Raw genomic sequence first — 11,716 nt, forward strand, 5'->3', positions numbered from 1 at the left:
ACGCCCACCCGCCCGACGACGACTCCAGGCCCGCCACCGACCAGGCACCGCGACCTATCGGTGGATCAGGGCTCAGGAGCGCTCGAGGACCTGCGCGGCCAGGGAGAGCACGACGGGCACGACCGCGAGCGCCGCGAAGGCGGGCAGCGCGCACAGCCCCAGCGGCAGGACGAGGCGGACCCCCAGGGCGGAGGCGCGGCGCTGGGCCTCCCGTGCGCGACGCCGGCGCTCCTCGCTCGCGGCGTCCCGCAGCAGGGCGGCGCCGGGAGCTCCCGCACCGACGGCGAGGCCCAGGGCGTCGCGCACGGGCGCCAGCTCGGGCCCGGCGCCCTCCCAGGCGCTCGACCAGCCCGCGCCGAGGCGCAGGGCGGCGCACCGCTGGCGCAGGTCCTCGTCGTGCGGCGACGGCCGGGCACGCCCCAGGGCCGCGGCGGCGGCCTCCAGCGCGGCCAGCGGTGGGCTGCCCGCCTCGAGGGCGGCCGCCACGAGGTCGAGGAGCAGGGCCGGGTCCGGCGCCGCGTCCGCGGGACCCGGGCGTGACCGCGTGCGCGGGAGCCACCGCGACGCGAGGCGGCCCCGAGGGCCGTCCGGCCCCTCGCCGTCACGTCCCGCGCCGTCACCTCCTCCGTCGGGCGCCCACCGGCCGTGCCGCCCCCGGCCGCGCGCCCGACCGCCGTTCGCGCCGTGGACCGGTCCCGGGAGCAGCACTGCGCGCAGCCGGCGGGCGGAGGCGCCCGGGCCGCCGAAGAGCACGGCGGCGAGCACGAGTCCGGCCACCATCAGGGCCGGGCTCACGCCGCCCGCCCCGCCCGGGCGGCGCGGTCGCGCCGACGGGCCGACCCCGGAGCCACCGTCGCCGACGCGACGAGCCGTCGCGTCCACCACCACCCCGTGGCGGCCAGCACCGCGCCGACCACGGCGGCGAGCCGCCCCGGCCCCGTGCCGACGAGGACGGCCAGGGGCGCCGCCCCGACGGCGTGGCCCAGCGCGAGGCCGAGCACCGGCAGGGCGAGCAGGACGCGCGCCGTCGCCCGCGGGGCGGCCAGGGCGGCTTCCCGCGCGTCGCGCGCGTCGGCCTCCTCGCGCAGCGCGCCGGCCAGGCGGTGCAGCACCAGCGCGGCCGGCGCACCCGTCCGCTCGCAGACGTCGAGGGCCGCGGCCAGCGCCGACGTCGCCCCGCGCGCCTCGGCGGGGAGCCCGCCGTCACGCAGGACCGCGTGCAGCGCGGGGGCGGTCGGCGCCCCCGCCGCCGCGGCGCGGGCGGCGGCCGTCCAGGCCCCGCCGGGCCCCGGCCCCGCCGCCCCGGCCAGGTGCGCCCAGGCGGGGCCGGGCGCGAGCCCCGCGCGCAGCAGCACGGCGAGGCGTGAGACGTCCTGGGCCACCGCCTCCACGGAGGGCGCCGCCCCGCTGCCGTGCCCGCCCGCGCCCCCGACGCCGCTCGTGCCACCCGTGCCACCCGCCAGGTCACCGTCCGGCCCGGCGCCCGCCCCCGGCGCACGCCCACCCCGCCCGTCGCCCGCCCCACCGGTGACGAGGCGTCGCAGCCGGCGCGCGCCGGTCACCGGGGAGGCCGCCGCGAGGGCCGCGAGGACGAGGAGACCCACGACCACGCCGGTCACGACGACGCGTCCCGCGCCGAGCCCCCCGGCCGCTCCCCCGCCGTCGCGCCCTCCACCGGCGAGGACCCGGCCGCCCGGCCCGGTGCCACGGGCGGGCGGCCCGGGTCCAGCTCGAGCCGCTCCGCGAGCGCGGGCCACCCCGGTCCGGCGCCGGCCGCCGTCAGCGCGGGGACGACGACGAGCCGGTCGCCCCGCCGACCGACGAGGCCGACCTCCTCCATCCGGCGCCCGCGGGCGTCGCGGCGCAGGTGCAGGACGACGTCGAGCGCGCTGGCCGCCTGCGCCGTGAGCGCGCGGGCGTCGAGGCCCGCGAGCGCCCCGAGCGCCTCGAGGCGGGCCGGGACGTCGGCGGCGGTGTTGGCGTGGACGGTGCCGCACCCGCCCTCGTGACCGGTGTTCAGCGCGGCGAGCAGGTCGCGGACCTCCGCCCCGCGGCACTCGCCGACGACCAGCCGGTCCGGCCGCATGCGCAGCGCGTGGCGGACCAGCTCGGCGAGGTCGACGGCGCCCGCACCCTCGACGTTGCCGTGCCGGGCCTCGAGCCGCACGACGTGCGGGAGGCGCGGCCTCAGCTCGCCCGCGTCCTCGACGAGCACGACGCGCTCGCGCGGGTCGGCCTCGCCGAGCAGGCCGCCGAGGACGGTCGTCTTGCCCGAGGACGTGCCGCCGCTGACGAGGAAGGCGAGGCGGCGCTGGACCACGCGGCGCAGGACGACGGCCCACCCGGCCGGTACGCAGCCGCCGGCCACGAGCTCGTCGAGGTCCAGGCCGTCGCGGCGGGGCACGCGCAGGGAGAGCAGCGTCCCCGCGGGCGAGACCGGCGGCAGGACGGCGTGCAGCCGGACGCCGTCGGGGAGGCGGGCGTCGACGCAGGGGCTCGCGTCGTCGAGACGGCGACCGGCGCCGGCCGCCAGGCGCACGGCGAGGGCGCGGACGGCGACCTCGTCGCCGAGCGCGACGTGAGCCCGGCGCAGTCCGCGGCCGCGGTCGACCCAGACCTCCTCCGGCCCGTTGACGAGGACGTCCGTGACGCCCGGCTCGTCGAGCAGGACCTGCAGGGGCCCCGCCCCGACGAGCGCCGCGCCGAGGGCGGGGGCGGCGCGCAGCGCCCCCACCGCGCCGAGGGGGTCGCCGCCCGCGTGGACCGCCGCCACGAGGGCCGGGCCCGTCAGGGGGTCGCGGCTGCGGCTGAGCGCGGCCCGCACCCGCGCGAGGAGCTGCTCGTCGACCTCCTCGCGCCGTCCCGCCCGGCCGTCCGCACCTCTCCCGGACGCCTGCTCGTCACTGTTCGCGTCGCCCCTCCTCCCGTCGCCGCTGCGCCCGTCGTCCCTGCGCCCGTCGCCCACGGGCCCTCCCGACCGGTCCCGGCTCAGCACGGCACCGGCCCGGCCGGGACGGGGCGCCACCCCCCGGACGGCGCGGACGACCCGCCGGGCGTGGTGGCCCGGCCAGCGCCGGACGGGGTCGGGTCGGACGGGACCGGGCCGGACGACCTCGGGCCGGACGCCGCGGGCCCCCGCACGGACGCCCGCACGGACACCAGGGCAGGCGAGGACGCAGCGGCGGGTGCGGCGCGCCGCGCGCCCGCAGGGCCGGCCGAGCGGTCCACGAGACCCGCGAGCAGCTCGGCGGCTGCTGCGGCGGCGCCGCGGCGGGACCGGTGCGCGAGCAGGGAGCCCGCGGCGGCGCGCCGGGCGACCACCGGGTCGTGCGGCACCACCGCCGCGACGGGCCGGGCCAGGGCGGCCCCGACGTCGCGGGCGCGCGGCGCCTCGGAGCCGGCGGGGCCGGTCCGCACGACGAGCCGCACGTCCGCCGGGCCGAGCGTCCCGCCCGTCCGCGGGCCGAGGCGGGCGAGCGCCCGCGCGGCCGCCAGGGTCGACGGCACGTCGGCGGGGACCACGAGCAGGAGCGGCGAGCAGGCGGCCACGAGGTGCTCGGCCCCGTGCCCGGCCCGCGGGAGGTCGAGCACGACGACGTCGTGCGAGCGGCGCGCCGCCGCGAGGACGGCGGCCGAGGCCTCGGCCGGGACGCCCGCGGCCCGCGACCCGCCGACGCACCCCCCGGTGCGACCGGGCACGAGGAGGTCGACCCCTGCCCGGTGCGGCAGCGCGCCGTCGAGCACGTGCGCGGCGAGGGCGCCCCGCACGCCGTGCAGGTCCTCCCAGCGCAGGCCCTCGCGCCCCTCGGCCCCGACGAGGACGTCCGCGCCGCAGCCCAGCGGGTCGAGGTCCGCGAGCAGGACCCGCGCCCGCCGGCCGGCCCCGCCGCTGCGCGCGTCCGGGGACGGAGAGGGGCCCGGCCCCCGTGCGGCGGCCAGCGCGAGCAGGAGCGCCAGCACGGAGGCCCCGGCACCGCCGCAGCCACCGGCGACGCCGACGACGAGGGCGTCCGCCGGGCGCGGGTCGGCGGCCTCGAGGAGGGCGTCGACGAGCGCCTCCTCGTCCTGCGGGAGCAGCAGCACGGCCACGGCCCCCGCGGCCATCGCCCGGCGCCACAGCGCCTCGGGCGCCGTCGCGTCGGCGACGACGAGGCGGCGGACCCCCGCGGGCGGGCCCTGGTCACCCGCGCCGGCGAGCGCCCCGGCGTCCCAGAGCTCGAGGCGGGCGCCCGCCGGCGGCGCGACCGGGGCGCGCGGGTCGACGACGTGGACCAGCGCCCCCGTGGCGGCGGCGCAGCGCCCCACCTGCTCGACGACCCACGCCGAGGCCGCGACGAGGACGACCGCCGGCGGCGCCTCCTCCCCGCGGTCGCCCGCACCCGGCGGCTCCTGCCCCGCCGCGGACCGGGCGCCGGCCCGAGGGCTCATCCCGGCCCCGGTCTCGACGTCCCACCCGCCCCCGGGGCCGCCCGCACGGCCGCTGCTGCCCACGACGCCCTCCTCCGGGGGCGCGCCGCGCGTCCCCTGCGCCGCAGGCAAGCGGAGCGGCCGCCGGTCCGGGAGGCCGCGCCCGGCGGCAGGGGACGACGGAGACGTCCGACGCGCCTGTGCGCGGCGCCCGGACACCCGAGCCCGAGGACGCGAGCCCGCACGGCGGACCCGCACCGACGACCGGGACGACGGACCGCGGCTCGCCGCTCGGGCCGGACGCCGTCACCGGTCGCCGCCCCGCCGGGCCCGGAGGGCGGCGCCTAGGCTGGCGGGCGTGGACGCGACGGCGCGGGGCCCCCGCCGGGTGGCGCTCTTCGACGTCGACCGCACGCTCGTCGCGCGCTCCACCGTGCTGGCGCTGGCCCGGCCGATGCACGCGGCGGGGCTGCTGCCGCTGCGCGCCGTCGCCCGCGCGCTGCGGGAGCAGGCGGCCTTCACGCTCGCGGGCGCCGACCACCGCCGCATGGAGCGAGGGCGCGCGCTGCTCGTGGCGCAGGTCACGGGCTGGGAGGTCACCGCCGTCCGCGCCGTCGTGGAGCAGGCCCTCCACACGCACCTCGCGCCGCTCCTGTTCGCCGAGGCTCGGGCCCTCGTCCGCGGCCACCAGGAGCGGGGGGACGCCGTCGCGCTCGTGACGACGGCGGCGCACGAGGTCGCCGAGCCGCTGGGGCGCCTCCTCGGGGCCGACCACGTGCTCGCGTCACGGCTCGCCGTCGAGGGGGGCCGGTGGACGGGGGTGCTCGACGTCCACGCCTACGGCGAGCAGAAGGCGGTCCTCGCGCGCGCCCTCGCGGCCGAGCACGGCTACGACCTCGCCACGAGCGCGGCCTACACGGACTCGGTGACCGACCTCCCCCTGCTCGAGCTGGTCGGCCGGCCCCACGCCGTCAACCCCGACCGCGCGCTGCGCCGCGTGGCCCGCGCGCGGGGCTGGCCGGTGCTGCGGTTCCGGCCGCCGTCGCGCCGCGGACGGCGCGGGTCGCCGCCGTCCGGCGACGCACCGGGCCCGGCCGCGGCGCCGGGGGCGGCGTGAGCCGCGACGCCCTCGGCGACGGCCCCCCACGAGGAGGACCGGGCGAGGCCGCGGGCGCCCCCGGTGACCGCTGGTCGCGGGGCGCGCGGTGGGACGGCGGGGCGCCGCCTCCCGGCCGCCCGGGTCCCGCGGGCGACCTCGACGGCGAGGGCGACGACCTCGACGCACCGCCGGACCGGCCGGGCGGCGCCCGCGCCCTCGCCCACCCCCGCGGGTCGCGCGGGGGCGCGGGCGGCGCGCCGCGGCGGGCGGCCGCGCTCCTGCTCGCCGCGGCGGTCGGGGCGGGCGGCGTCGCCCTCGCCTCCCGCGGCTCGGACCCGGGGGGTGCGCGCCTCGTCTCCCTCGGCGCCTACCCCGTGGGCTACGGGGCGTCGTGGGGCCAGGGCGAGGACCTGTCCCTGACGATGGTCGTGGGCAACACCGGCGACGAGGACGTCCTCGTGCTCGGCGGGGGCACGCGCGACGGCCAGGGGCGCCTGCTCGGCGAGGTCGTGCCGGACGGGCGGACGCCCGTCGTGCGCCGCGAGGGGGCCGAGCCGGTGGCGGAGCTCCCGGCCGGGGGCACCGCCCAGGTCCGCGTCGTGGTGCCCGGCACCTGCGGCGACCCGCCGCCGTGGGAGCCGTGGCTGGTGGTCCGCACGGAGTCCGGGACGGCGCGGGTGCCCGTCACCGTGCTGCGCTCGCCCGACATCGCGCCCGCCGAGGGCGCGGACGTCCCCGACGGCGCGTTCGCGGAGGCCTGCTCCTACGCCGTCGCCTCCCCCGCCTTCACGCCCGCCGTCGTGGACCAGCGCAGCACCGAGGAGGGCATCGTCCTGCGCGTGCGCAACGACGCCGACGCCTCCTACGAGGTGCGGGTGCTCTCGGGCGGCGCGGCCGGGCTCGCCCTCACCGGGACGGGCGTCGTCGTCGAGCCCTCGACGACGACGGAGGTGCTCCTGCGGGCCGACCCGCCCAGCTGCCGGGTCGCGCTGGAGGCGCCGGACCTCGTCGTCGACGTGGCGCTCGAGGCCGTCCGCCGCGAGGGCGACGACGGTGCCGCCAGCGTCCGGCTCGACCTCGACCCCTACGCCGCGGGCACGGCGGTCGGTCTCGCGGTGGGCCGCGCCTGCGCGGACGAGGGGCTGTGACGGTGCTCGAGCTCGTCGTCCTCGCCCTCGGCGCGGCGGTCACCGCCCTCCGCTGGTGGGACGTCGACCCCGCCCGGCCGCTCGCCCCGCTCGTCGTGCGGGCCCAGGCGCTCGTCCCCCTCGTGGGACCCCTGGCGCTGCTGCTCCTCCTGCGGGCCCTCGTCGCGGGCGCCGCCGGGCCGGCCGCGGCCGCCGGGGCGCTGCTCGCCGTCCACGCCGCGCTGGCCCTGCCCGGCTGGTGGGTGGCCCCGGGCGCGCCGGACGGCGAGCGAGGGCGGGTGCGGGTCCGGGTGGCCGCCGTGAACACCTGGTACGGGCGGGCCGACGCGGCGGCGACCGCGGCGCTCGTCCGACGGCTGGACCCGGACGTGCTCGCGCTCGTGGAGGTGCCCCCGGCCGCGCTGCCCGCCCTCGAGCGCGCGGGGGTCGCCGCCGCCCTGCCCCACCGGGCCGGGCGCGCGGCCGACGACGGCGTCGGGACGCTCGTGCTGTCCCGCTGGCCCCTCGAGGAGGTCGCCGACGAGCGCCTCGGGTCCCTGCCCGCGCGCGGGTCCGCGGAGCCGCCGGAGGGGGGTGAGCGGACCAGCGACAACCCCGTCGTCCGGCTCCGGCCGCCGGGCGCGCCGCCGGTGCTCGTGCGGGCGGTGCACCCCTACTACCCCGCCCTTCGGGACGTCGGCCCCTGGCGCCGGCAGCTGCGCTCCCTCGATCGGTGGGCCCGCGAGCAGGCCGCGGAGGCGCCCGCCGCGCCCTTCGTCGTCCTGGGCGACCTCAACGCCACGGCGGACCACCCACCCCTGCGGCGCCTGCTCGCCCCGCGCGGACCGCTCGTCCTGGCGGGGCGGCGCCTCGGGGGCGGCCGGCCCCGCACGTGGCCGGACGTCGGGCCGGCCAGCGCCCTCCTCGCCCTCGACCACGTGCTCGTCCACGGCCTGCGCGTGAGGGCGGGGGGCGCGGAGCACGTGCCCGGCACCGACCACCGCGCCGTGTGGGCCGACCTGGAGGCACCTCGCGCCGCTCGGACGGGGACCGTCGACCCGGGCCTCTGATCCGGGTCCCCGACCTCGGGGCGGCCGGCCCTGGGGACGGCCGACCCCGGCGACCGGCGGCTCACCCTCCGGTGCAGCGCAGCACGTCGGCCGCGCGCTCGCGGTCGGCGGCGGCCCGTCGCCGCCGCTCCTCCAGCTCGTCGACCTCCCGCCCGTCACGGCGGGCCGTCCCGACGCGGCCGGGGACCTCCCAGGCCTTCGGGGACGGGGGCGGCTGCGGCGCCCCGGCGAGGAGGGAGGTCGACGACGGCTCCAGCAGCGGCAGAGCCCGCCCGGGCTGGCCGACGGCGCGGCGCACCGCCGGTCCCGCCACGAGGCTCGCCCCGGCCGCGCCCACGGCGCCGAGGGCGGCCACCGGGTCCTCCGCGACGACGAGCTCGAGCGAGGCCGTGGCGAGCGAGCCGCTGACGTCGGCGCCGCGGGCGACGACCTGCGCGTGCGGCAGGGAGACCCACCCCAGCACCGCCGCGGCGTCGCCGCTGCCCCCGGCGTAGGCGGCGAGGTCGTCGGTGTGGCGTCGGACGCCCTCGGCGTAGCCGTCCTCCACGAGCGTCCGCCGCAGGACCGTCGGCACCGGCCGGGGCCGCTCCGCCCACGACGCGTCGGCGCCCCCGAGGTCGGTCACCTCGCGCCCGCTCCATCCGGCGCGGAGGCCGTCGTCGACGGTCCGGGCGACGGCGCCGTGGGCCCGCTCGGCGGCGTCGAGGTACTCCTCGTGGAGCCGCCGGGCCGCCGCCTCGACCTCGGCCCGGCCGGTCGCGGCGGCCTCCACGGCGCGGCGGTGGTCGACGTGGGCGCTCCAGCCGGGCGGGCGCCCGACGAGGAGGTCGACGCCGGAGGTCCCGCGCGCCGCGAGCGCGAGGACCCCCGAGGCGTCGCGGAGCTCGTCGCGCGCCACGACCATCCGGCGCTCGACGTCGTCCGCCCGCCGCTGCAGGGCCACCAGCTCGTCCGCCCACGCGCCGAGGACGTCGGCCAGCGCGTCGACGGACCGGGCGAGCACGCCCAGCGCCCCCGGCAGCGCCGCGACGCGCTCCCGGTGGGCGGTGGCCGCGGGGCCGGTCCAGGCGGGCGCGTCGGCGCGGGCGTCCGCCTGCGCCGAGCGGAGCCGGCCGGCGAGGCGCCGCAGCTCGTCGGCCAGGGCCCGCACGCCGGGCGGGTCCCCGGGGCAGGGGTCCCAGCCGAGGGCCGGCAGGGGCCGGGCGGCCGAGGTCGCCGTCACGAGCCGGCCCCGCCCGGCGCGACGGCCGCCGGGGCCGCCCCGGCGGAGGAGGGGGCAGGGCCCGTCGTCCGCACCGGGCCCGGCGCCCCGAGGAGCCCCCCGAGCGGTGCGAGCGGCGGCACGGGCGGCCCCACGAGGGGTACAGCCAGCGGGACGGGAGGTCCGAGCTGCGTGGGGGCGGTCACCGGCGTCGTCCCCGTCGCGGCGGCCCGGGCGGTGGCGAGCGCCTCCCGCTCGCAGTCGTCGTAGGCCGCAGCGGCCCGGCCGAGGTCGAGCGCCGCGACGTCGGCGAGGCGGCGCAGGGCCCTGGCGTGCAGCGCCCAGTCCTCCTGCGCCCGCTCGAGGGCGACCACGAGACGGCGCGCCCCGAGCGCCAGGGCGGGCGCGGCGACCACGGACGCCGCGACCGCCTCCAGGTCCGCCGCGACGTGCTCGAGCCGCGCGCGCACCACCGCCATCTGCTCCGTGTCGACCGCCGCCGCACCCATCCGCGCCCCTCCGCCCCGGCACCGCACCGGGCGGGCCGCTCGACCGGCGGCGACGCTAGGGCCGCGGGCGCCGGCCCGCTGGAGCCCTGTGGACGACGGGTCGTCACCGCGGACCGGCGACGCGCCGGGACGGGCTGTGGAAACGTGCACACCGGACACACGGCGCTGTGGCAGGCTCCGCTCGTCCCGGGCTGGTGGAGCCCGGCTGCCACGCCCGGCACCGACGCCGGGCGCGAGGAGGCCCGACGTGCCACGACACGACCCCGCGCAGCACCGGCCCGACCCGGGGGCAGCCGCCCCCGGTCTCGCCACCGCCGAGGAGGTGCGCGAGTCCCCCGAGTTCGCGGCCCTCCAGCGCCGCTTCCGGCGCTTCATCTTCCCCATGGCCGGGGCGTTCCTGGCCTGGTACGCCCTCTACGTGCTCCTGGCGGCGCTCGCGCCGGACTTCATGGCGCAGCGCGTCGGCGGCAGCACGATCACCGTCGGGCTCCTGCTGGGGCTCGGGCAGTTCGTGTCCACCTTCGCCATCACGATGGTCTACCGCTCCTGGGCGGACAAGCGCTTCGACCCCGAGGCGAGCGCGCTCCGCGAGCGGATCGAGGGCGTCGCGTGAGCGCCGCCGCCGTGCTGGCGTCCGCGCCGAGCACCCTCGACGTCGGCTCGCCCGTCCTCAACATCGCGATCTTCGTCGTCTTCGTCGTCGTGACGCTCGCGATCGTCCTGCGGGCGAGCCGCAGCACGCGGACCGCCGCCGACTACTACGCGGGCGGTCGCAGCTTCACCGGCCCGCAGAACGGCTTCGCCATCGCGGGCGACTACCTCTCGGCGGCGAGCTTCCTCGGCATCGCCGGCGCCATCGCCGTCTACGGCTACGACGGCTTCCTCTACTCCATCGGCTTCCTCGTCGCCTGGCTCGTGGCCCTGCTCCTCGTGGCCGAGCTCCTGCGCAACACGGGGCGCTTCACGATGGCGGACGTCCTGTCCTTCCGCCTGCGCCAGCGCCCGGTCCGGATGGCCGCGGCCCTCGCGACGCTGGCCGTCTGCTTCTTCTACCTCATCGCGCAGATGTCGGGCGCGGGCGGCCTCGTGGCCCTCCTGCTCGGCATCGAGGGCCAGGCCGGCCAGTACGTGGTCGTCGCCGTCGTCGGCGTGATCATGATCGCCTACGTGCTCATCGGCGGCATGAAGGGCACCACGTACGTCCAGATGGTCAAGGCCGTCCTGCTCATCGCGGGCGCCGTCGTCATGACGGTGTGGGTCCTCGCCCGCTACGGCTTCAGCCTCACCGCCGTCCTCCAGGGCGCGGTGGACACCTCCGCGGCGCAGGGGCTGGCCGACCCCGAGGCCCTCCTGGGCCCGGGCCTGCGCTACGGCTCCAGCGCGCTGACGCTCCTCGACTTCGGGTCGCTCTCCCTCGCCCTCGTGCTGGGGACGGCCGGCCTGCCGCACGTCCTCATGCGCTTCTACACCGTGCCCAGCGGCAAGGAGGCCCGCCGGAGCGTCGTGTGGGCCATCTGGCTCATCGGCATCTTCTACCTGCTGACCCTGGTGCTCGGGTACGGCGCCGCGGCGCTCGTGGGCCGGGAGGACATCCTGTCCGCCCCCGGCGGCGTCAACTCCGCGGCCCCGCTGCTCGCCTTCCAGCTCGGCGGGACGGTGCTGCTGGGCCTCATCGCGGCCGTCGCCTTCGCGACGATCCTCGCGGTGGTCGCCGGGCTCGCCATCACGGCGGCGACGTCCTTCGCCCACGACGTGTACGCCAGCGTCCTCAAGAACGGGACGGTCAGCCCGGACGGCGAGCTGAAGGTCGCCCGCCGCACGGTCGTCGTCATCGGCGTCGTCGCGATCCTCGGCGGCATGGCGGCCATCGGCCAGAACGTCGCCTTCCTCGTGGCCCTCGCCTTCGCCGTCGCCGCGAGCGCCAACCTCCCGACGATCCTCTACTCGCTCTTCTGGCGGCGCTTCACCACCCGCGGGGCGCTGTGGAGCATGTACGGCGGTCTGGTGAGCACCATCGTGCTCATCGTCTTCTCCCCCGTCGTCAGCGGGCGGGTCGACCCGGTCACCGGCGCGAGCACGTCGATGATCAAGGACGCCGGCGTGGACTTCTCGTGGTTCCCCCTGGAGAACCCCGGCATCGTCACCATCCCGCTCGCCTTCTTCCTCGGCTGGCTGGGCACCGTCACGAGCCGGCCCGAGGCCGACCACGACGCGAAGGCCGCGCAGATGGAGGTCCGGGCCTTCACGGGGGCAGGATCGGAGAAGGCCGTGCAGCACTGAGGTCCAGCAGCTCCAGGCCACGG

At 80.5% G+C, this 11,716-nt stretch carries 11 protein-coding genes; 5 read left to right on the forward strand and 6 right to left on the reverse strand.

The window, feature by feature from the left end:
* Positions 1-72: 72 nt before the first annotated feature.
* Genes Q0789_RS14255 through ssd form a run of 4 tightly spaced genes read right to left on the reverse strand, consistent with a single transcriptional unit; the run spans position 73 to position 4,491 of the window.
* Positions 73-795, reverse strand: a complete 723-nt coding sequence (locus Q0789_RS14255; RefSeq protein ID WP_298806356.1) for a type II secretion system F family protein — start codon at positions 793-795, stop codon at positions 73-75.
* Positions 792-1,619 carry a type II secretion system F family protein gene (locus Q0789_RS14260; protein ID WP_298806357.1) on the reverse strand — a complete coding sequence of 276 codons (828 nt, stop codon included), beginning with the start codon at positions 1,617-1,619 and terminating at the stop codon, positions 792-794. The genes Q0789_RS14255 and Q0789_RS14260 overlap by 4 nt, the downstream gene beginning before the upstream one ends.
* Positions 1,616-2,965, reverse strand: coding sequence for a TadA family conjugal transfer-associated ATPase (locus tag Q0789_RS14265; protein ID WP_298806358.1), 1,350 nt, complete (start codon positions 2,963-2,965; stop codon positions 1,616-1,618). The genes Q0789_RS14260 and Q0789_RS14265 overlap by 4 nt, the downstream gene beginning before the upstream one ends.
* Before the next feature lie 23 nt (positions 2,966-2,988).
* Positions 2,989-4,491 carry a septum site-determining protein Ssd gene (gene ssd / locus Q0789_RS14270; RefSeq protein WP_298806359.1) on the reverse strand — a complete coding sequence of 501 codons (1,503 nt, stop codon included), beginning with the start codon at positions 4,489-4,491 and terminating at the stop codon, positions 2,989-2,991.
* Between the two features lie 274 nt (positions 4,492-4,765).
* On the opposite strand from ssd, the gene Q0789_RS14275 reads away from it, so the two are divergent.
* From Q0789_RS14275 to Q0789_RS14285, 3 genes are read left to right on the forward strand one after another with little or no spacing between them, the layout of a single operon-like run.
* A complete protein-coding gene (locus Q0789_RS14275) occupies positions 4,766-5,524 on the forward strand; it encodes an HAD family phosphatase (RefSeq protein WP_298806360.1) in 759 nt (252 codons plus the stop codon).
* Positions 5,521-6,654 (forward strand): hypothetical protein, encoded by a 1,134-nt coding sequence (locus Q0789_RS14280; protein WP_298806362.1) that lies wholly within the window; start codon positions 5,521-5,523, stop codon positions 6,652-6,654. Before Q0789_RS14275 ends, Q0789_RS14280 begins: the two co-directional genes overlap by 4 nt.
* The gene (locus tag Q0789_RS14285; protein ID WP_298806366.1) at positions 6,651-7,703 is read left to right on the forward strand and encodes an endonuclease/exonuclease/phosphatase family protein; all 1,053 of its coding nucleotides are present in this window, start codon (positions 6,651-6,653) and stop codon (positions 7,701-7,703) included. Before Q0789_RS14280 ends, Q0789_RS14285 begins: the two co-directional genes overlap by 4 nt.
* Positions 7,704-7,764: 61 nt before the next feature.
* On the opposite strand, the gene Q0789_RS14290 is transcribed toward Q0789_RS14285, so the two are convergent.
* Together Q0789_RS14290 and Q0789_RS14295 are read right to left on the reverse strand one after the other, a co-directional pair.
* Positions 7,765-8,925: a hypothetical protein gene (locus Q0789_RS14290; protein ID WP_298806368.1), complete on the reverse strand. Its 1,161-nt coding sequence runs from the start codon at positions 8,923-8,925 to the stop codon at positions 7,765-7,767.
* On the reverse strand, positions 8,922-9,413 hold the full coding sequence (locus tag Q0789_RS14295; RefSeq protein WP_298806370.1) for a hypothetical protein: 492 nt from the start codon (positions 9,411-9,413) through the stop codon (positions 8,922-8,924). The genes Q0789_RS14290 and Q0789_RS14295 overlap by 4 nt, the downstream gene beginning before the upstream one ends.
* 322 nt (positions 9,414-9,735) lie before the next feature.
* Here Q0789_RS14295 and Q0789_RS14300 point away from each other — a divergent pair, with 322 nt between their 5' ends.
* Both Q0789_RS14300 and Q0789_RS14305 read left to right on the forward strand, forming a co-directional pair.
* Positions 9,736-10,026 (forward strand): DUF485 domain-containing protein, encoded by a 291-nt coding sequence (locus Q0789_RS14300; protein ID WP_344554341.1) that lies wholly within the window; start codon positions 9,736-9,738, stop codon positions 10,024-10,026.
* Positions 10,023-11,693: a cation acetate symporter gene (locus Q0789_RS14305; protein ID WP_298806372.1), complete on the forward strand. Its 1,671-nt coding sequence runs from the start codon at positions 10,023-10,025 to the stop codon at positions 11,691-11,693. The genes Q0789_RS14300 and Q0789_RS14305 overlap by 4 nt, the downstream gene beginning before the upstream one ends.
* Positions 11,694-11,716: the final 23 nt, after the last annotated feature.

It is taken from the genome of uncultured Pseudokineococcus sp. (assembly GCF_947499845.1).
Taxonomy (GTDB): domain Bacteria; phylum Actinomycetota; class Actinomycetes; order Actinomycetales; family Quadrisphaeraceae; genus Pseudokineococcus.